Source organism: Proteus sp. ZN5, assembly GCF_011046025.1.
In the GTDB taxonomy this organism is placed as follows: Bacteria; Pseudomonadota; Gammaproteobacteria; order Enterobacterales; family Enterobacteriaceae; genus Proteus.
In genome coordinates this window covers 956,660-978,540 of sequence record NZ_CP047639.1, presented here as the reverse complement: position 1 = coordinate 978,540, position 21,881 = coordinate 956,660, and the positions used below count along the sequence as shown (strand labels likewise).

Annotated in this window: 18 protein-coding genes; 10 read left to right on the top strand and 8 right to left on the bottom strand. The window is 36.2% G+C overall.

Annotated features, from left to right (window positions below):
• Positions 1 to 207: 207 nt before the first annotated feature.
• The 4 genes from GTK47_RS04490 (at position 208) to GTK47_RS04475 (ending at position 4,980) form a co-directional block, all read left to right on the top strand.
• Positions 208 to 1,002 (top strand): protein bax, encoded by a 795-nt coding sequence (locus GTK47_RS04490; protein ID WP_165122283.1) that lies wholly within the window; start codon positions 208 to 210, stop codon positions 1,000 to 1,002.
• Positions 1,003 to 1,165: 163 nt separating this feature from the next.
• Positions 1,166 to 2,584 carry an MBOAT family O-acyltransferase gene (locus GTK47_RS04485; protein ID WP_165122282.1) on the top strand — a complete coding sequence of 473 codons (1,419 nt, stop codon included), beginning with the start codon at positions 1,166 to 1,168 and terminating at the stop codon, positions 2,582 to 2,584.
• Positions 2,571 to 3,773 (top strand): SGNH family hydrolase, encoded by a 1,203-nt coding sequence (locus GTK47_RS04480; RefSeq protein WP_165122281.1) that lies wholly within the window; start codon positions 2,571 to 2,573, stop codon positions 3,771 to 3,773. The genes GTK47_RS04485 and GTK47_RS04480 overlap by 14 nt, the downstream gene beginning before the upstream one ends.
• A complete protein-coding gene (locus GTK47_RS04475; RefSeq protein ID WP_165122280.1) occupies positions 3,748 to 4,980 on the top strand; it encodes an SGNH/GDSL hydrolase family protein in 1,233 nt (410 codons plus the stop codon). The genes GTK47_RS04480 and GTK47_RS04475 overlap by 26 nt, the downstream gene beginning before the upstream one ends.
• A 69-nt stretch (positions 4,981 to 5,049) precedes the next feature.
• On the opposite strand, the gene GTK47_RS04470 is transcribed toward GTK47_RS04475, so the two are convergent.
• From GTK47_RS04470 to gntR, 4 genes are all read right to left on the bottom strand, one after another.
• A complete protein-coding gene (locus GTK47_RS04470) occupies positions 5,050 to 5,988 on the bottom strand; it encodes a methyl-accepting chemotaxis protein (protein ID WP_165122279.1) in 939 nt (312 codons plus the stop codon).
• Between the two features lie 150 nt (positions 5,989 to 6,138).
• Entirely contained in the window at positions 6,139 to 7,476 is a 1,338-nt protein-coding gene (gene gntU / locus GTK47_RS04465) for a gluconate transporter (protein WP_098941817.1), read from the bottom strand.
• Entirely contained in the window at positions 7,473 to 8,027 is a 555-nt protein-coding gene (gene gntK / locus GTK47_RS04460) for a gluconokinase (protein WP_109402403.1), read from the bottom strand. The genes gntU and gntK overlap by 4 nt, the downstream gene beginning before the upstream one ends.
• Positions 8,028 to 8,350: 323 nt before the next feature.
• Entirely contained in the window at positions 8,351 to 9,346 is a 996-nt protein-coding gene (gntR, locus tag GTK47_RS04455; RefSeq protein ID WP_109402404.1) for a gluconate operon transcriptional repressor GntR, read from the bottom strand.
• A 231-nt stretch (positions 9,347 to 9,577) separates the two neighbouring features.
• Here gntR and GTK47_RS04450 point away from each other — a divergent pair, with 231 nt between their 5' ends.
• The 6 genes from GTK47_RS04450 to GTK47_RS04425 all read left to right on the top strand — a co-directional run bounded on the left by GTK47_RS04450 (position 9,578) and on the right by GTK47_RS04425 (position 16,279).
• Complete coding sequence (locus GTK47_RS04450) at positions 9,578 to 10,609, top strand: iron ABC transporter substrate-binding protein (protein WP_109402405.1); 1,032 nt, start codon at positions 9,578 to 9,580, stop codon at positions 10,607 to 10,609.
• Entirely contained in the window at positions 10,606 to 11,601 is a 996-nt protein-coding gene (locus tag GTK47_RS04445; protein ID WP_165122278.1) for an iron ABC transporter permease, read from the top strand. Before GTK47_RS04450 ends, GTK47_RS04445 begins: the two co-directional genes overlap by 4 nt.
• A complete protein-coding gene (locus GTK47_RS04440) occupies positions 11,601 to 12,395 on the top strand; it encodes an ABC transporter ATP-binding protein (RefSeq protein WP_165122277.1) in 795 nt (264 codons plus the stop codon). The genes GTK47_RS04445 and GTK47_RS04440 overlap by 1 nt, the downstream gene beginning before the upstream one ends.
• Positions 12,382 to 13,206, top strand: a complete 825-nt coding sequence (locus GTK47_RS04435; protein ID WP_165122276.1) for a class I SAM-dependent methyltransferase — start codon at positions 12,382 to 12,384, stop codon at positions 13,204 to 13,206. Before GTK47_RS04440 ends, GTK47_RS04435 begins: the two co-directional genes overlap by 14 nt.
• Complete coding sequence (gene modD, locus GTK47_RS04430; RefSeq protein WP_109402409.1) at positions 13,203 to 14,051, top strand: ModD protein; 849 nt, start codon at positions 13,203 to 13,205, stop codon at positions 14,049 to 14,051. The genes GTK47_RS04435 and modD overlap by 4 nt, the downstream gene beginning before the upstream one ends.
• Positions 14,052 to 14,326: 275 nt before the next feature.
• Positions 14,327 to 16,279, top strand: a complete 1,953-nt coding sequence (locus GTK47_RS04425) for a TonB-dependent receptor (protein ID WP_165126475.1) — start codon at positions 14,327 to 14,329, stop codon at positions 16,277 to 16,279.
• A gap of 103 nt (positions 16,280 to 16,382) precedes the next feature.
• Here the strand turns inward: GTK47_RS04425 and GTK47_RS04420 are convergent, their stop codons facing one another.
• From GTK47_RS04420 to sctE, 4 genes are all read right to left on the bottom strand, one after another.
• Positions 16,383 to 17,438: an IpaD/SipD/SspD family type III secretion system needle tip protein gene (locus tag GTK47_RS04420; RefSeq protein WP_165122275.1), complete on the bottom strand. Its 1,056-nt coding sequence runs from the start codon at positions 17,436 to 17,438 to the stop codon at positions 16,383 to 16,385.
• Positions 17,439 to 17,567: 129 nt separating this feature from the next.
• Positions 17,568 to 18,815, bottom strand: a complete 1,248-nt coding sequence (locus GTK47_RS04415; RefSeq protein ID WP_165122274.1) for an IpaD/SipD/SspD family type III secretion system needle tip protein — start codon at positions 18,813 to 18,815, stop codon at positions 17,568 to 17,570.
• A gap of 12 nt (positions 18,816 to 18,827) precedes the next feature.
• On the bottom strand, positions 18,828 to 19,655 hold the full coding sequence (locus GTK47_RS04410) for a type III secretion protein (RefSeq protein ID WP_109402413.1): 828 nt from the start codon (positions 19,653 to 19,655) through the stop codon (positions 18,828 to 18,830).
• A gap of 27 nt (positions 19,656 to 19,682) precedes the next feature.
• Positions 19,683 to 21,881: a type III secretion system translocon subunit SctE gene (gene sctE / locus GTK47_RS04405; RefSeq protein WP_165122273.1), complete on the bottom strand. Its 2,199-nt coding sequence runs from the start codon at positions 21,879 to 21,881 to the stop codon at positions 19,683 to 19,685.

Here is a 21,881-nt window from a genome sequence, read left to right as displayed (position 1 = left end):
TCATAAGATAAATTTAAGTTTACGATAAAAAAGCACTTTTTGTTAAAGGAGAAAAGCGATTATAAAACGAGGCTTTCCAGTAAACCTTATACATTTATTTAACAAATCACTCGTAGTTATCCTAATGTGAGGCGATATTTTGTAGCTATGAAAAAAGTAATTTGCTAGTATTCGTTCGATTTTTATCCAGTTAAACGAGGAGAAGCAATGCCCTCTCAATTGATGAGGACAAGTGCCGTCTTCGCTTTCTTGATTTCACTACTATTTACTGGTGTAAGTTTTGCTTCAACCAGTACCAGCAGTTCCCAGATACTGCAGGCGTATTCTTTCAAAAGCACGTCAACACCGTTGCCAGATTTGAAAAGATACCCTTCGGGAACACAGCGTAAGAAAGCGTTTTTAAATGTCATAGTTCCTATTATTGACAATGTTAATAATAAGATAATGAGAGATCGTGAGTGGTTAACTGCTCAACGTAAAGCCCAGCACTGGGGCAGCGCAGATTTGAAAAAACTGCGTGAAATCTGTCAATACTATGGCGTCACATGTACCAGCCCTAAAAAAGTAAATTGGGATTCGTTACTGACTCGCGTTGATATTATTCCGACACACTTTGTCGCAACGCAAGCCGCTACAGAATCTGGCTGGGGAACATCAAAGTTGGCACAACAAAATAACAATCTATTCGGTATGCGATGTGGGAGTCAGTCTTGCAATAACGTTCCAGGGAAAACCAAAGGCTACGCAGCCTACCCTGATATTGAAGGCTCAGTGATTGCTTATATGCGTAATCTTAATACGCACCGCGCCTATAATTCATTGCGCTCCTCAAGAGCACAGCAAAGAATGACGCAGCAACAACTCGACTCTCGCCAGTTAATCACTGACTTGAAAGGTTACTCAGAATTGGGTTCAAGTTATAACGATTATCTGACCGAAATGTTCGACTCAAATAAAAAACTGATCACTCAAGCTCAGTTGCAGTCGAAGCAAAATAGCTAAGCTTTAACAAGCTTTCATCTGATAAAAAGCCACTTTTCTTTCTAGAGAAAAGTGGCTTTTATTTATCACAAGATAATCTTTTGATTGAAAGCCTGCTTAGAATTCATAATATATGGGGTAACACGTTTGGTATGACTTTTAAATCACACCCTTAGAGCCCTTTATGAATTTTTTTTCATTCGAGTTTCTCGGAGCCTTTGTTAGTTTTTTTGTTCTATACTGGCTCTTCCAAAAGCACGTTAAGATCCAAAATATCCTACTGATAACAGTAAGTTATGCTTTTCTCTTTTGTGCGGATTATCGCCCTGCGATTATCTTATTAAGTTACACTCTCTTTATTTATTTACTGGCGAATATATTAACTAAGTACACATCCTCTAAAATCATATACTGGCTATTAGGATTATTAGTTGCGATCTATTTTACTGCCTTTAAATATTACTCATTCTTCCAAGAAACGCTGACACAAGCATTCCAACAATGGGGACTCAGTATTGAACTGCCTCTTATTGAGTTGCTTGCGCCATTAGGACTCTCTTTCTATATTTTCCATTCAGTCAGTTATGTGGTTTCTGTTTGCAGAAAAGAGATCCCTAAAGCACCGTTTTTGGATGTCGTTCTTTATTTATGCTTTTTCCCAAGCATAGTCGCGGGGCCAATTAATCGCGCTAAAGAATTTCTTCCACAAATTCAGGCTCCAACACGAAAAATCATTGATTATAAAGGGGCGATAATGCTGATTGTTTTAGCTATCGCAAAACTCTTTTGGTTAAGTGGTTGGTTCTCAACAAACTATGTTGATCCGGTATTTAATGCGCCCGATTTAGCGCAAAGCGGACAAGTGCTGACGGCGATTTATGCCTATGCATGGCATATCTATTTCAATTTCTCTGGTTATACCAATCTTGTTACAGGTATTGCCTTATTGCTGGGCTTTGTTGTCCCTCGCAACTTTAATGCGCCTTATTTAGCGATAAACTTAGCTGATTTCTGGCGCCGCTGGCACATCAGTTTATCTACCTTTATTCGTGATTACGTCTATATTCCTTTAGGGGGGAATCGTAAAGGGGTGATTAGACAAAACTTTAATGCCTTTGCCGCAATGGTCATTTCTGGATTATGGCACGGTGCTGCTATGACCTTTATTATTTGGGGTGCTATTCACGGGATTGGAGTCGTGTTATTAAATATTAAACACCGTCTTCTCCCAGCGAAGAAAAATGCCCCACCAAGCGCGTTATCGTCATTAAATATGTTGTTGTCATGGATAATCACGTTCCACTTTGTTTGCTTTGCTTGGATATTTTTCCGCAGCCAAACCGTGGGAGATGCTTTAGTTTTAATACAGCAACTCTTTAGTGTAGGTGCTTGGGCGTCATTACAAGCTGAAGGCTTAACCCTCTTTATGTTCTGGGGACTTTTCTTACTTTACCCTTGTTTTGTTACATTAAGGGATATTGTGGCTCGTCTTGAAAAAAGAGTGCCGTGGTATGTTTATCCACTACCACTTGCGTTGATCCTCACGATTATTTTCATGTTGTCTCCAGATGGGGTGCCAGGATTTATTTATGCCAGCTTTTGATTTCTGCTCAAACTTAAAAAAGACAGCAAAAGTTGCCTTAATGGTGCTATTCAGCACCCTCTTTCTGATTTGGCTAAACCAAACATCACTAGAGCGTTTTTGGCAACAACAATATCATCGCCCTGCACCTTGGTCTGGGCTTTCTCACTATTATGCTTGGCAAGTGGGTGGACAACTGCGTGATGGCGTATTCGTTGCAGTAGAAAGCTATGGAGATTACCTACAAGTTAATCATCCTGATAATCAGGCTAAACCAATAGTGCAAACCTCAGCCCCTGAGCAGCTTCCTGAAGGCTTTGCTGTTGGCTTACACTTCTTTAATGGATACACACGCCCAGCGACTCAATTAACGCAACGCTTTCCTCAATTATTAGAGCGCAAACAAGCAATGGGTGGATTACCTTACCATTCTGTTACTGACGTCTCTGATGCGGCATTAGAAGCCTTAAAACCTATCGTCCCAAAAACAGAAATTATCTTATCACCAGAAGATAAAGTGTTATTTGCAGGCGATTCAATGATGCAAGGTGTTGCCCCTTTACTTAAACGTCAACTGCAAACGGATTACAACATCAGCAGTATCGATTTAAGTAAACAAAGTACAGGACTTGCTTATCCACGCTTTTTCAATTGGCCACAAACCATTGCGACACGTTTAGCCAGTGACGACTCCATCAAATTATTAGTGGTCTTTTTAGGCCCTAATGATCCTTGGGATATGCCGCCTGATGGTGGAGGACGCTACTTAAAATTTGCCAGTGAAGCATGGGAATCTACCTACCGAGCACGTATTGCAGGCATTATAGAAAATGCGAGACAGAATAATGTCACGGTGATTTGGGTTGGGCCTCCTAATATGCGTAAACAGAAGTTATCTGAAGGTATGGCATATCTTGATAAACTTTACCGTGAAGAAGCTGAGAAGATGGGCGAAATTTACCTTTCCGTCAATGATATGTTTAAATATGAAAAAGATATTTATTCTGATTATATGGGTGATGGCAGCAGTCGTGTTAAGTTAAGAGCCGGTGATGGTATTCATTTTAGCTTAAAAGGTCAGCAAATTATTGCTCAACACGTATTCTCACGTATTCATCTTCAAGAAGAAATTAAAGAAGATAATGCAGTCGATGATGTAAAAGATAAAAACACGGTTATTGTAAATGAAACAAATAACGCACATCCTTGAGCGTAAAACTTTAGTCAGTAGCTCAATCATACTGACTTTAGTTTCGCTCTTAGTTGCTTGTAACCAAGACACTGAAAAAACAGTAAAGCTCCCAACACCCACAGTATTACCTGCTGATGGTTCAAGACAGCTTTATAACTACCATGATCCCCATTTTGCGGGCTTTGTTAAGAAATTACAGCAAGGTCGCCAAACTGTGCATATCGTTCAGTTAGGGGATTCTCATACTGCGGCTGATTTTTTCAGTGGTAAGTTGCGTGAACGTTTTCAGGCTGACTATGGTAATGGCGGTATTGGTTTTATCCCTCCGACGAATATCGCAGGCCAGCGTATTGCGAACGTACAATACCAAAGTGACAAAAAAGCTTGGGCACTGCTTTCAAGCAGGAAAGATAGCGATCCTGATTTCCCATTAGGAGGTTTTATTAGTGAACCTCAAGCTAAATGGGCAAAATTACAGTTATCTGAAAACCCAGTAACTCAGCAGCGCTATCAATTACAGGCACTTTATAAAACGCCAACGACAGCGCAAGTGAATGTACAGTCATCGACAAACAAAGTTCTTTCACTATCGCAAACACAAGGTAAATGGCAATTTTCGGATCCAACAGCCATGACATTTCCTGTCAGCATTACAGTTAGCAAAAACCAGCCAGTTAAATTAGGCGGTTGGTTGATCACCAATCAACAGCCCGGTGTTATGCTTTCCTCATTAGGCATTAATGGTGCCACTATTAATATGATGGATAGATGGGGTGCGCAGTGGACTGAGACGTTAGGACAATTACATCCTGATATGGTTATTTTGGCTTATGGTACAAACGAAGCCTTTAATGATACTTTCGATTTAAATGCTTATCGCCAGCAACTTACAGATAAAATTCGCCAAATTCGCCAGCAAGCCCCTAATAGCGCTATTTTATTAATTGGGCCGTCTGACTCAATCAAAAATAAAGAAGCCCCTGACTGCCGTTCACAACAGCCTCAATGGCTAAGTGATATAGTCAGAATTCAAAAGGAAGTTGCCCAACAAGAGAAAACGCTGTTCTGGGATTGGCGTGACTATATGGGTGGAGAGTGCTCTATAAAAGCGTGGGCATTGTATGATTTAGCAAGACCTGATGGTGTTCATCTTTCTCGTGAAGGTTATGAAAGCAGTGCCAACACACTTTATAGCCAATTGAACACATTAATGAACAAAGGCTAGTTCTCTCTTTTCAATACACAAAAAGGAGCGATAAGCTCCTTTTTGCATTTCTGGTTTTTATTTAGCTAATTAGTAACTCACTGAGTTTAATAAAACATCTACATACTTGATAACATCGACACTGGCCTGTTCCATTCGCTCTATATATTGAGTTACCGCTTCTTGATCACCGTTTATATTAGCGCTTAGCGCTAAACGACCACATTCATGTACTAATTTATGAGGCTCTTCTAAACGACGAAAAGCCTCTGTACCTGCAAATTTCCGTCCGTCACCTTGGTAATACCATTTTCCTAATCGACATTCAGTATGCTGATTAACGCAGTGCTCATCATCATTGTTTAATAAATGAATATAAATAGCTTCTTTCCATAAAACATGATCAAGTTTGACGGTATTAAAAAATTGCTGCATCGAAATAAAGGTAAAAATATGTTTAAGCTCGCTCGCTTGTTCTGACAATGACGTTAAATTTTGATGCCCTTCTTCAACCTGTATTTTTATTTGTTGAACCTGCTCTTGGTTTTTTTCTGTCGTTTCTTTCACGGGGATAAAGCGAGTACCTAAATTATTATTAATGCTGGCAATAGAAGAAGCTTGTTTCTGGATTTCTAATGACAACTTTTTCATTTCTTGGGCTAAGACTGAAAATCCCGCGCCTTCTCGTCCTATATGCCCTGCTTCAATCGCTGAATTTATCGATAAAAGATTCGCTTGGCTGGAAAGCCTATCAATATTGCTAGCGCTCTCTTTAATTTTTTTTAGCCAGCTAGAGAAATTTTCTATCTCTTCCCGGCTATGCGTAAAATGGGTATCAACCTCATTTAAAAATTGAGTTAATAAGCGGGAATTATCCAGCATCTTGCTAAATAGATGTTCCATTTCATCAAGCAAATTAAGCTTATCTTGTAGCTTATTGCTTGATGCTAAAATCGAATCTCGTATAAGTGTGATTGTGTGAATATTACAATCCGTGTGTTTAATAAAAAGCGAATTATAGTCAACCATAATATGACAACCCCAATATGCCCACCGAATAAAGAAACCTATAGGTTAATGAGACACAAGGTATTTTCTGTCATATTTGATAGTCATTTATAGCAATGAAAAAAGCGCGTCAAAGGACGCGCTAATAATATGAAAAATAAAAATTAAATATCAAAGGAATGTGAAGAAAATCATACCGATCACAGCACCTGTTGTGCCAAGAATAGTTTCCATTAATGACCATGTTTTTAAGGTTTGAGCTTCTGTTGCACCTGTAAATTTACCAAATAGCCAGAAACCAGAGTCATTAACGTGGCTAAGAATAATAGAGCCACCCGCAATACAGATTGATAATGCAGCCATTTGAGCACCGCTGTAACCCAGCTCATTGATAACAGGTAAAACTAAACCGACAGCAGTTAAACAAGCAACTGTTGCTGAACCTTGAATAACACGCACTGCACCAGCCAGAATAAAACATGCGACTGCGATTGGCATACCGGCACCAATTAAAGCATTACCCAATGCAGGGCCAACACCAGAATCTACCAGCACTTGTTTAAAGACACCGCCAGCACCTGTTACCAGTAAAATGATCCCTGCGGGTTGGATTGCAGCGGAACAAATCTCCATCACTTTTTCTTTACTCATACCACGGCGGATTGCTAAGCCGTAAATAGCCACTAAACACGCGACAAGAATAGCGATAAATGGATGACCAACAAATTCAAGAATGTTATACAGCTCTGAACCTTTCTCAACGAAACGTGCACCAATGGTTTTGCATCCTACTAACACTAAAGGTAATAACACCAGTGCAAGACTGAAACCAAAGGAAGGCATTTTGTTCTGACCTAAACTGGGTTCAGACAAATCTTTTGGTAATTCTAAAGTAACGTAACGGCTGATAAAGTTACCAAAGATAGGACCTGCTAATAACATGCCCGGAATAGCAGCACACAGACCAATTAAGATCATCCAACCAAAATCAGCATTCATTTGGTCAGCTAACAACATCGGTGTTGGTCCCGGTAATAAGAAGGCTGCAGCACCTGCAACACCCGCAAATAAAGGGATTGCCATTTTCACTACATTGCCACCTGTACGGCGAGCAACAGCAAATACAACACCAATTAATAAAACAACGGCCACATCAAAGAACAGAGGTAGAGCACAAATTAAACCTGCGATACCTAATGCGTAGTTGGCACGTTTCTCACCAAAATATTTTAATAATCGTACTGCGATTTGGTCTAATGCCCCTGTTTCATGTAGCACCTTACCAAACATTGCTCCCAGTGCGACGACAATAGAGAGGAAACCTAAAGTACCTCCCATTCCGTTTTGCATGGTTTGTGTGATTTTTTCCAAAGGCATGCCTGAGAAAATACCCGCACCAATGGCAACAATCATTAATGCAATAAAAGCATGTAAACGTGCATACATAACAAAAAAGAGCAGTAATAAAACAGAGCCAACTGCCGTTAGCACAAGTGTTAATGTACTCATACCATTTCCCCTTCAAAAGTCCCTTGAGTGACTGAATTTATCTTATTAATTACACTTTCAATCACATCATCAAGTGGCATTGAAATATCAATTTCATACACATCGTTTTCAGCTGTTGTTGGCTCTTCTAAGGTTTCAAATTGTGTCACTAACATTTGAGGTTTAAAGAAGTGTCCTTTACGCGCTTTTAAACGACTTTCAATCAGCGCATAGTCACCTTTTAAATATAAAAAGTGCAGGCATTGATTGCCGTCTCTTAACATATCGCGATACTGTTTTTTCAATGCAGAACAAACAATTAACGAAACACTATTGGTTCTTTGCATTGCAAATGCGGCATCATTTAATGCTTGTAGCCAAGGTTTACGATCTTCATCATTTAAAGCATGGCCAGATGCCATTTTAGTAATATTTGAGCGAGGATGGAGGAAATCACCGTCCAAAAATGCAGCACCTGTACGTTGTGCTACACCACTTGCGACCGCAGATTTACCGCTGCCTGATACCCCCATTAAGATGAAAACATGGTGTAGGGATTGGGTATCGTTCATAGAATGCTCCTTTAAGGCAGATATTAAGTCTTTTTTGTAATGTTACCCGTAACTGTTACGGGTAACATATCCGAAGTGGCAAGGTAAATACAACAACGAAGATCAACTAAGAAGTGAAAATGTGAAGCGACTCTCAAATGAAAGTAAGATGATCTACAAAATGACAACAAAATATCTGACCAACATCTTTTTTATTCACAGTCAAATTACGAGTAATAACACTGAAAGAGAGAAGACTTTTCAATAAAAAACCCTACTGTTACAAACATAACAATAGGGCTTCAAAAAATATTATTTTCTAAAATTATCAGCAAGTTAATTAATTATATACTTTCACCCGTAATAATGCGGAAACCAACATCAATCACTTGGCCTCGAGCAATTTTGCCTTTCATTCGCTTAAGCAATAAATCAGCAGCTTGTTGCCCCATTTCATCACGAGGGGTAAAGATACTCGCCAAACGAGGCGTCATCACTTGTCCAACATCGTGCCCGTGGAAACCCGATATCGCAATATCCTCCGGCACAGAAATGCCTAAACGTTGACACTCAAAAATGGCACCAATTGCGATATCGTCATTGGTACAATAAAGTCCGTCTAAATCAGGATATTGCTTACGTGCAGCATGTAATAATTCAGCCCCTAACGAATAAGATGAGCTTTTTGGTGTCATCACATTGCCAATAGGTAAACCCGCATTTTGCATTGCGTTTTCATAACCTTGTAAACGCATTAAGGTTCTTTCGTCCTGTCTAGCACCAAGATAGATAACCCGTTTGCATCCACGTTTGATCATCTCATTGACCATCTGTTCTGAAGCGTCAACGTTATCTAATCCTACTGCTGAGTCAAAACAAGGCGAAACGCTATCCATGATTTCTACCACAGGAATACCCGCAGTTTCTAACATTTTCATTGTCTTTGGTGTGTGCGTTCTTTCAGCGAGAATAAGCCCATCGATATTATAAGAGAGTAATGAAAGTAGGCGTTCTTCTTCTTTTTCAGCACGATATCCGTAGTGCGCTAACATGGTTTGATAACCGTATTTATCGGTCACTGATTCAATGCCACGAATAACTTCAGCAAAAACTTGGTTAGTTAAAGAAGGCAGCAATACCCCAATCGCATGACTGGTTGAATTCGATAAAATATCAGGGGCACGATTAGGAATATAATTGAGGCTATCTAATTCGCGCGCAATTTTTTCTCGTAAAGCTTCAGAGACTTGTTCGGGATTACGCAAAAAACGACTCACTGTCATTTTGGTAACACCAACTCGTGAAGCGACATCCTGTAATGAGGGGCGTTTTTTCTTCATTTTATATCGCAACTATCCAAAAACACTCGTATTAATACGCGCTTTAATTTTCCAAGAACGCTGATTATAGCCCTAGGTTATACACTATTTCGAATAAAGTTTTTCAGATGTGTACTTAGATTTGATTTTGACTGATGATCCCTTGACTTAAGCCAAAGGAAATATAGTATTCATCGCTATATAATAAATGAAACAACGATACCAATATAAAACAATAAACAGTGTGAACTTATGGCGATCCGTAGACGACAATTTCTAACTTACCTCACAACAATTGCGACATTATCAGCGCTTCCGCATTCTGTAAGAGCAGCAATAACCTCACGTATTGCAGCACAATTCGGTCATGTTCCAGCATCAACCGCGATCCATCGCGTAATAAGTGCAGGGCCTCCTACTGATCAATTGTTACTTGCATTAGCGCCTGAAAAATTATTGGGTTTTTCTTCACTTAATTTAGAAAAAAGCCCTTTGTTTTCAGATGAACTACGTAAATTACCGCGTTTAGGGCGCTTATCAGGACGAGGAAGTACACTCTCTTTAGAAGCTTTACTGACGTTAGAGCCAGATCTCATTATTGATAGTGGCAATGTCGATGAAACCTATCGTTCATTAGCGAAACGTGTTTCTGATCAAACGGGTGTACCTTATGTGTTAATTGATGGCACATTAAAAGATAGTCCAGCTCAGTTACGCCAAACAGGTGCTTTATTAGGTGTTACAGAAAGAGCAGAAACATTAGCGCTTATTGCAGAGCAATATCTTAGTGATGCTGCCTTATTTGCTTCTACACAAAAAACAAACCCTCGTTTTTACCTTGCGCGTGGTGCAAAAGGGTTACAAACAGGTGCAAGAAACTCTATCCATACCGAAGCGATTGAAACATTAGGCTTTGAAAACGTAGTAGATATTCCGAATTTCACTGGATTAACGGATGTTTCACCAGAGCAGCTTCTGATGTGGGATCCTGAAATTATCATCACACAAGATGAAAATGCCTATCAGCAAATTATGCAAGACTCTGTATGGAAAAGTATTCAAGCCGTTAAAAACAACAAAGTGCTACTGTTTAAAGGCTTACCATTTGGTTGGTTAGATGGTCCTCCGGGGATCAACCGTTTAATGGGAATGCGTCGCTTACAAAGCCATTTTGACGCTCGAATAGAAAAACAAGTCGCTCAAGATCTGCAAAATTACTTTGCTCATTTTTATCATACGCAATTAAGTGCTGAACTATGTCAGCAATTGCTGGGGTATTCATGAGTCAATCCGTACGCATCACGCTTTTATTTGCATTATTCTCCATCGTTACGTTAATTGCGATTACTAGTGGTAAGTATTCACTTACTGGTAACGAGCTGTGGACACTGGTAAGTAATAAATTAACGGGCAATATAGAGTATAACCGCACTGAAACTGTCTTCTGGCAAATAAGATTTCCCCGCGTTCTGGCGGCAATTTTAATTGGTGGAGGACTTGCGATTGCTGGAGCAGCTTATCAAGGCATGTTCCGTAATCCTTTGGTATCACCCGATATTCTCGGCGTTTCATCAGGTGCTGGAGTGGGTGCTGTATTCGGTATTTTTCTTGGGCAATCCATGTTGTCGATCCAGCTTTTTGCCTTTGCTGGCGGCTTAACAACAGTGGCCCTAGTCTACTTTATTGCGAGGCTTGCGAAACAACACGATCCGATGCTTTCCCTTGTGTTGGTTGGTATTGCTATTAGTGCATTATGTGGCTCAGCAATCTCATTAATGAAAATTCTTGCTGATCCTTATACTCAATTGCCTTCCATTACCTTTTGGCTCTTAGGCGGGCTTTCGACCATTACTGCTTCTGATTTAGTTTCTGTTGCACCTTTAATGTTAGTTGGTTTTATTCCACTCATTTTATTACGCTGGCGTATGAATATTCTCAGTTTATCTGATGAAGAAGCCAGAGCATTAGGTTTAAACGTCGAAGTAACCCGACTTGTCTTTATTTTGTCAGCCACACTAATCACCGCAAGTGCCGTTTCTATTGCGGGTATTATTGGGTGGCTAGGCTTAATTGTTCCTCACATCGCAAGATTGTTAGTGGGCGCTAACTTTAGCCAACAACTTCCAGTTTCCTTGCTTGTGGGAGCTATAATGTTGTTAATTACAGATACATTGGCTCGCACAATTGCCAATATTGAACTTCCACTAGGCATTTTAACATCTGCCATTGGTGCGCCATTCTTCTTAATGTTGTTACTTAGAACGAGGAAAGGCTGATGATCATTGCTAATGCAAAGCAACTCGCCATTGGTTATAAAGGCAAAACCTTAATTAGAGATCTTACATTCCACATCGAACAAGGACAAATCATCTGCTTATTAGGTGCCAATGGCTGCGGTAAAACGACGCTAATGCGAACACTATTAGGGCTAATACCTTGTATTGATGGTGAGATCAATATTGCGGGAAAAACATTAAGTGAGTGGTCACCAACCGAACTTGCCAAAGTAGTTGCCTATGTTCCTCAAGCCACACATATCCCCTTTTCTTTTAATGTCATCGATATGGTTGTAATGGGGCGAGGTGCACATCTCTCCTTTTTCTCTATGCCTAGCTCGCAAGATAAAGCGATGGCAATGGGAACCTTAGAATTGCTCTCGCTTTCTCATCTTGCTCACCGAACTTTTGATACTTTAAGTGGTGGTGAAAAACAGATGGTTTTGATTGCTCGTGCTTTAGTGCAACAACCCAAGTTGCTGATCATGGATGAACCTGCTGCAAGCCTTGATTTCGGTAATCAAATCAAACTGCTTACCCAAGTTAAGGCACTAAAAGCTTTAGGGATCAGCGTTTTTATGTCTACACATCACCCTCAACATGCTGCCTCTTTGGCGGATGATGTTATTTTACTGACACCGCATACCCCTGTTTTGCAAAACAGCCCTGAAGTTTTGCTGACACCCGATAATTTAGCGCACCTTTATGGTGTACAACCAACAGATATTCAGGCGCATTTTCACGCCTACTCTGATAATAAGAATGACTATAGGCAAGAATATGAACACTATTGAAACCACAGATTTTGCTGAACTTTATAAAAACCACATGGTACAGGCTGAAAGAACCAAAAAAGAGCCTGAACATTGGGATAAACGTGCTGAAAAAATGGCAGAAACTTGTGCCAACCCTAATGATCCTTATTTAATAAAATTTCGTGAAATGATGGATTTTACGGGTGCTGAAACCCTATTAGATGTGGGTTGTGGCCCCGGCTCTATCAGCATTCATGTGGCAGATAAATTCAAAAAAACCATTGGGATTGATTACAGTACAGGTATGTTAGCTGTTGCTAAACGCAGAGCTGAGCAAGCAGGTATCAACCACGCTGAATTTATCACTTGCTCATGGGAAGATAGCTGGGACCAACTTCCTCAATGTGATATCGCCGTTGCTTCACGCTCAACATTAGTGATGGATTTACAAGCCGCACTCTTAAAACTGAATCGCCAAGCTAAATTACGTGTTTATACTACTCACACGGTTTCTCCAACCTTCGTTGACCAACGTATTATTCGCTTATTGGGTCGTGAGGTTCCTACGCTCCCAACGTACATTTATGCTATGAATATGCTAAACCAAATGGGTATTCACCCTAAAGTAGATTATATCCGTAGCCGTAATTGCCAGAGTAATTTCAATAGCCTTGAGCAATTTATTGAAGGCATTAATTTCTCCGTAGGGCCTTTAAGCGAGGACGAAATTGTACGTCTAACTAATTACTATCATGAAAGTATTGAAAAAGGAGTTTCACTGATTTCACCAACTCGTGATTGGGCAATGGTTTCTTGGGATGTCGTTCCTGAAAGCGAGTTAAACCTATGATTTATTATCCTGATGCCTTTCTTGATAATTTATTGATGGAAGATATCCAATATGGCGATCTCACCAGTCGGGCACTCAATATTAGTGATCAGCTAGGTATAATGACATTTACACGTCGTGAACCCGGTTGTGTCAGTGGGATCACACTAGGTTGTCGTTTACTAGAAAAACTAGGATTGGTAGTAACAGCACATCTACAAGATGGTGATTTTGCCGATAAAGGCGATTGCTTAATCACCGCCGAAGGCCGTGCTGATGCACTACACCAAGGCTGGAAAGTTGTGCAAAACGTGCTTGAGTGGAGTTGTGGCGTGAGTGACTATATGGCAAGAATGCTAGAAATCTATCACCGTTATCAACCTAAAGGGCAAATTGCGTGTACACGTAAAAATATCCCTAATACAAAGTTACTAGCAACTCAAGCGGTACTTGCAGGTGGTGGTGTTATTCATCGCCAAGGCTGTTCTGAAACTATTTTACTCTTTGCTAATCATCGTCGATTTTTATCAGAGCCTGATAATTGGGCACAACACATTAAACTGTTACGCCAAGCGGCGCCTGAAAAATGCATTGTTGTAGAAGCCGACGATATTGAACAAGCAAGAGAAGCGTTAAAAGCACAGCCTGATATTTTACAGCTCGATAAATTCTCAACTGAAGATATCTCACTGTTACAACAAGAAGCGCCTCAAATTGCACCTCATTGTCACTTATCTGTAGCTGGCGGTATTAACCTCAATACTATCGAGAAATATGCACAAACAGGCATTACCTTAATGGTAACGTCTGCGCCTTATTATGCATCACCGACAGATATTAAAGTTCGCCTTTATCCAAAAGATTAAATAAAAACAGTAATTTATTTGTAAGTGAGTATTTACATATTTAATCAACAATAAATAGAGACAACATCAACTCAATGTAAAAGAAGTTATAACAAGGGAATAGTTATAGTGGCATAGAGGAACATCTTTGCTGAACATCTTTTGTTTGAGTCTGTTGCTTTATTTTATAACAAGACCGAGTACTAACACTTTGTTAGTACTCAATTTATTCATTTATTTTTACACATATCGCTATATAAAAGATTATATATAGATTGTAAACTGAGATTGGAATGATGAAATTAAAACCTCTATGCTACTGTTTATCTCTTGCTCTACTGCCTAGTATTACACTTGCTGACACCACTTATGGGCAATCAACGCCTGATTTATTAACCGTTTGGAGTAGTCCTATCGCGGCAAACCCAGATGTGTTAACACAAGAGCAGATGCTTGAACAAAATAAAGTGAATGCGGCACAAGCCATTGCAACATTACCCGGTGTTGTTATGCAAAAATCAGGCAATCGTAATGAATACACCATTAAAGTACGTGGCTTTGATAGCCGCCAAGTACCTGTATTCTTTGATGGTATTCCAACGTATGTTCCTTATGATGGCAACTTAGACTTAGCGCGTTTTACCACTAACGATCTAGCCAGTATTGAAGTTAACAAAGGTTATACCTCATTACTACAAGGCCCTAACTTAATGGGTGGTGCAATTAATATCACTACGGCGACGCCAAAAAAACCATTAGAAGGAAGCATTGCTTATTCTCAAGGTTTTGCTCGTGGTGCTGATTATGCCCATAACATGAGTGCCCGTTTAGGAGCACGCAATGATCTAGGCTTTATTCAAATCAGTGGTAGTCAATTAAAACAACGCTTTACGCCAATTCCTGGTGCTGATGAAAATAATGCAGCTGCGGGTACTCATGGACGTCGTGATAATTCGGCAACTGATGATAAACGTGGCATGATCAAAGTGGGTTGGACACCACGCGCTTCTGACGAATATACCCTGACTTATGTAAAACAGGACGGTGAAAAAAATAGCCCACCAAATACTTCAGCTAATGCAAAAGGTAAATATAAATATTGGGCATGGCCAGATTACAACAAAGAGAGTTACTACTATAGCGGTATCACTCAAATCACTGATGGTATTAATCTGCAAAGCCGTGCATACCACGATAAGTTCGAAAATACCCTCTATTTGTACCCTAAAAAAGGTAATACCGTAGACTATAGTCACTATGACGATTACAGCACCGGTGCTGTATTACAGTTAGGTATAGATGCACGTGAAAGTGACCTCCTCTCTTTTGCTGCACACTGGAAAGATGACGTTCACCGTTCTCAAAAAGAAAAAAATGGTGATTGGATGCGTTATAAAGACAGAACATGGTCTTTAGCGACAGAATATCAATGGGCAGCTACTAATGATCTCGATTTAGTAGGTGCAATTAGCTACGACTGGCGTGACAGTGTTGATACTGATAAAGGGGCTGATGATAATAAGCAAACCGCCTTTAACTGGGAGATGATGGCTAAATATTCATTAGCCAATAATGATAACGTTCGTTTCTCTGTTTCTGATCGCAGCCGCTTCCCGACACAAAAAGAGCGTTACACCACTGAAAAACCAAAAGATGGATCAAAAGGAATTATCAATCCAGATTTAGATCCTGAACGTGCATTATCTTTCGACCTAACCTATGAAGGACACATTACAGATAAATGGGGTTACCAAACCAGCATTTACTATAACCGTATCAGTGATGCGATTATGGCACACACGGTTTATCGTAATGGCAAAGCATTCTTCCAAAACCAAAATAGCGGACGTGTTGACTATGTTGGTCTTGATTTAGGTACTAAAGGTAATGTGGTTGATTGGTTAGAGCTTGGCTTAAACTACAGCTATATTCATAGCGATCCAAAACAAGTAGCGCATGTTGAAGGTTTACCAAAACATAAAGCCTATATGTGGATGACATTTATTCCTGTTGAACAAGTCCGTTTTACCATTATCGAAGAAGCACAAGGTTGGACTTATAATCGCATTGATGAAAATGACAAGTTAGCAGGTTATGTAAAAACTGATCTTCGTTTAGATTATGAATTTGGTTATGGCGTTTCTGCTAATGCTTCTATTAATAACCTTTTTGATAAATCTTATGAATATACTCAAGGTTATATGGAAGATGGTCGTAATTACTGGTTAGGTGTAGAATATAAATTCTAATTTAAACCATTCGTTATAAAGTAAAGAGCTGATATTCATACTCTATCAGCTCGTTCTTATCCCTAAAATAAATTGACTTTCCATAAAATTACTTTATATAAAATTAAAATTTAAGAAATCCTCTTGCCATTTCTAATAATGTATTCATGGTACTACTCACTATTTTCACAAAATTATCATAGTTACTATTGGCTGCACTATATTTTTTGGAAAGTTCATCAAGATTTGTATTAACACCTTTTTCAAAGGCATCTAACGTTTTCTTCAATAAATCAAACTCAGTTTGTAATATATCATGCTCACCTTGCGGCATTTGTTTTAAATAATCAATTAATTTATCTAGCCCTGATAAATCTAATCCAACATTAAATAAAAAAGAAATATTAGGTCTTGTTGTTCCTGAATTATCATTTTTTTGTGATGTAATACCTTTGATTTGACTCAATAATTTATCTACTGCGTCCACAGCGTTATCAGCATCAGTATTACTTTCATAATAGATTTTTTCACCATTGATTATTCTAAAAAATCGGCCATCATCATCTTTATTAAAAAACATCCATATGCTAAAAAATCCGGGTCTATTCAACTTGCTTTTTAATACATTCAATTTATAAAGCAATTCATCAATATTTATATTGATATATCCATCTTTACTTCCAGCCTTAGTAGCATTACCTAATTCAGATAATATTTCTCTTAACTCTCTTACAAAATCCATATATTTAGAGAATATTTCTTTAAAAACATCTAAGTAGTCATTTTTACCCACGGTAATGGATTGTTTTATATCATTAAAGAGATCATGCAATGAATCTGTTGGATAGTTTTTCTTTAATTGAGCATTTTTTATATCTCGAGATATATCATTAATTTTCTCTAAACTCTTTTCTTTATTGATATAATTTTTCATATATTCTTCATCAAGAGAAAAATATTTTTCTTTTTGAGATTTATTTTCTAATTTTTTATTTTCTAATTTGCTATTTTCTTTAGAATCATTAAGAAAAAAATATTGATACTCTCTTTTTATATCCTCAAATAATAAACGAGAATTAATTAAAAATTCATCTTGATTACATTCTATTAAATTAGACGATTGAGAATTTAGGTATACTTTATTATTTTTAGAAAAATTACAATAATTAGTAGCATCCATAGCATTAACCTTCTTATATTAATTAAATAAAGTAAATCATTTTAAACAGAAATTTAAAATCACATACTGTGTTAGCATTATTGGACAATTTTCTCTAATAAATAATTTTTAATTTTAAATATATAAATTTTAGAATCGCAAAAAACCTTTTGCCATCTCTAATAATGTATTAATTGTACTGCTGACAATTTTCACAAAGTTATCATAATTACTATTTGCTGAGCTATATTTTTTAGAAAGTTCATCCAAATTAGTATTTATCTTTTTTTCTAAAGCATCAAGTGATTTTTTAAATAGATCAAATTCCGTTTGTAAGATATTTTTAAATCTCTTTTCATCTCTTTCTTTTTTTAATTTTTCTATATTTTCATTAGCATAGAATTCAGCTTGTTTTAGAATTGTTTTTTTATCCATATTAATAAAATTTAAAACCATTTTTGGATATTTATTAACATACTCATTTATAAAACCTTCTCTTTTACTTTCTATTTCATCATTCGTCATTTCTTTTTCTTTACTTATTTTATCATTAACTATATCTAAAATCTTATTTAATTCATTTAATGAAATATAATAAAAAAAATCCACATCAATATTATTCCACTCTGATAATAAATTTTCTTTTTTCGCTGGTATAATTCCTTTCACATCCATTAATAATTTACTTATTGTATTTAAAGCATGATCAACTTGCTTTTTATTTGAATAATTTATTTTATGATTATTTAAGTGTCTTATATAACTACCATCATACTGATATTCAAAAAACAATTTAGTGTTAAAAAATAATTTCTCTTTATTTTTTCTATTATATTCATTTTTAAAACTTTCTAATACTCTTGTGAATTCAATGAAATTAACAGCAATATACCCATCTTTTTTCCCCGCCTTGGTATATTTACTTAGCGATGTTATCGCCGTTCTTAATTCTCTTACATAATCCATATAATTAGAAAAAATAGATTTAAATACATCTAAATAATCATTTTTACCAACAATAATGGATTGTTTGACTTCATGAAAGAAATCACTCAATGAATCAGTAGGATAGTTATCATTAGATAGTTTTTCTTTTATCAGTGGTGATAATTTATCTATGGAATTCAAACATTTTTTATTCCCAATAATATTTTTATTATATTGTTCAGAGAGAGAGATAAATATTTCTCTCTCTGTTTTTCCTTTTAAATCATTACATATCAGCCAGCTATTAAGATCAAATTTTTTATAATCTCGTCTTATATTTATAAGTAAACTTTCCATTTCATCGAAATTTTTTATTTTACGTTTAGGAATGGAAATACCATCACTCGTTGATAAAGATACTTCCAAATACTCAGCTATATTAGACATCCCTGAATCAATAGCTTTAGACATAAAATTATCCTCTTATACTTTTGAAGCAATAGCAGAAGCAACATCTTGCTGAGCATGAATAACAGCTTCAATAGCTTGTACTAAGGCTTTTATAATTTCAGTAACTTCTCTTTGCATTTCATTATTATTATTAATAACATGATTGTTAATACTTCCTCTCGCTTCTAATACTTTTTGTTTACCATCAAGTATGATCCCTTGAGACTGCATCGTTTGATCTGCAACTCTTGCCAAAGGATCTGCTGTTGTAGTCACTAGATTACCAGTAATCATAGTAGGGTTAGAGTGTCCTATTAGATTTTTCCCCATCCCTTTAATTGAAACAAATGCTCCCATACCATGTATTGCCATTGAAATACCTGCGCTAGTAATGGCTGCACCTACCATAATATTTGCTTTTTTATTTAAATTATCTTTTATTTGTTCTGCTATATTTAATTCTACATTCATTAACATAACACCCATTTCTCTAGATGCTTCAAACTTCTTAATCATTGCTTCTAAATATCTAACCATTAAATTAATTAATTTCATCATATCATCAGATAAAAAATCAAACGTTCCTAAGCTTTCAGTTTTAATATGATCATAAATATCATTATCATTATCTACTTCAAGTGATTTTAATATGTCTTTTATAGTGGGTGTTTTTACTTCTGGCTCTGACAAAATTGGTATTATATTTTCTTTTGTTTTTTCTATAAATTCTTTTACTTTAGGTTCAATTAATCTTTGTAACTGTTCTTCATTAAGAGAGTTTTTAGTCTCATTAATATCACTCGATTCTAATTTAGAGTTATTAAATAATTTAAAATCATCATTATTGACTTTCATATTCATATATAAACCTCGAAAAAATAGACTTTATTAAATAGATATATTTTTTATAATATCTGACTTTAATTTATTACTCACTGAGGATTTATCACTCATGCTTTTTAAAATCTCAGTTAAAGTATCAATATTTTCATGATAACTTTCCATTATCTTATCCATCAATTTTTGAATTAGATTTAATATGGCTTCCAACTTTTTACTATCTGCCATAGATTGCAAAATTTTTGCAGAAATAATGCTACTATAAATATTAACTGCATTTGTTGCCGTTGAGTTTACCAATTTAGAAATAACCACCGTACGATTTAACATGGTGATAGCTTTCTGTGAAATATCCTTAGTCAGTTGTTTATTAATTTTCTCCATTACTTCTTCAAGTGCTTGCACAATAATTTCTTTAATCATTTTTCCCATCATAGATTCTAATGCATCATGCAATATTCTTTTTAATGTATCTCTGAGTTGTTGATTAAATATTTTATTTGCAACATTGGTTATACCTTTCATTGCAGGACCAATTACAAAGCTTAATGCCATTGCAGCAACAAATAAAATAACAGTAATAGCTATTTTTAGTGCCATTTTCAGTTTTTCTTGAATTGAGTTTTTCATCTCCTCAATCATTTTCTTATCTAAGCCTAATCCCTTTAATCCATCTATAGTGCTATTAATTACATCAGCTAAAAAATCAACAATGGAATCTATCGCTTTCATAATAGCGTCTGAAACAGGTGCCATTATTTCGTCCATAAACGATTTATCATGTATAGCTTGATATACTTCATCAGCGACTGTTAATGCCACATCAGCGACAAATAATGTTACCGCAACAGCCATTAATGCCATTGAAGCACCAGCCGTAAAAATAGAAGCAATACCTGCGACAAGTGCGAGTAATCCACCTAAAATTTTTAAACCAATGCCAGCCCAAAATTGAATCTCCTCTTGCTTTTTAATTTGAGCTTTTTGATCTTCTATTTTATCTTTTAATGTTTTTTCAGTGACTTCCTGCATTTCTTCAAAGAGTTTTTGCTCACTTTCAGTTCGCTGTAACATTACTTTTAATGTTAATTCTCTAGTTTTCGCCAACAAAAAAGTTAACAATGCCATTCCTGATAATGAGTCAGACATTATTTCAAGCTCTAATGCACTTTGTGAAAGCGTTAATGTTCTATAGGTATCTTTTATTTGTTCCAGCTTTTCTTTAATTGACTCATTTTCTTTCTTATTTATGAATGCTTTTAATTCTTCTCTATGTGACGTAATTTTATTTATCTTATCGTCGCTCATAGGCACATTAGGCATATATTTAAAAGCTTCATCAAAAAAATCAGATAATTTTCCATATAATTTATCTAATTCATCTAATGACATTTTTGAAAGGTCATCAGGCAACTTCATAAATGGAAAAGCTTTTTCAAGTAACTTTTCCATATCTTCTTTCGATTTAATATTTCCAGAGAGTAATTCTTTAATTAATGAGCTTGAGATATTGTTGTTTTTTAAAAACTTTTCAACTTCTGCTTCTGTTTTGAAATTATTATCTTTTACCTGATTATAAATTTCCATCCAATAATCAACATAAGCATTTTTAGTATTTTTTACTTCATCTAAAACTGAATTAATTTGTTCTTTTAAACCATCAATGCCTTTAGATAGTTTGTCTAACTTATCCAGATAGTACTCAAGTTTATCTGGATCTTTAATGTTATTTAAAACATTTTGATGGATCACATTTTGATAAGATAATTGTAAGAATAAAAAATCATAATCTTTACTTGTTTTATTATTTTCTAATTTAATTGGCTCTGAAGATATAGGTAGTAATGATTTATTTTCATATGTATTTAATTTATCCTCTACTTTTTTGTTATATAGATATTTCTCCTCACTAAGAATATTAAGTTTTTTGTTTCTTTTATTAACTTTATTTATCTCATTAAAATTTAATGTCTCATTATTATTTTCATTTTGTTCTGAAAAAACATTTATTTTATATTTAATATCATCTTTAATATTAATTCTTTGATTATTCTTTTTTTGCTCTAATGGCACACGAAGTAAAGGTGCTAAAAAATTATTTTCTTTTTCTTTAAATTGTGATGCGACAAGATGCTCACTTGCCGCATTAATTTTTTGTGCTTGCTGTACGTTATCTTTAGTAATTTTATCTATCTCTTTAGAAGTTAAAGGTGTAGATAATATTGTGTTATCATAAACCTTAATCAT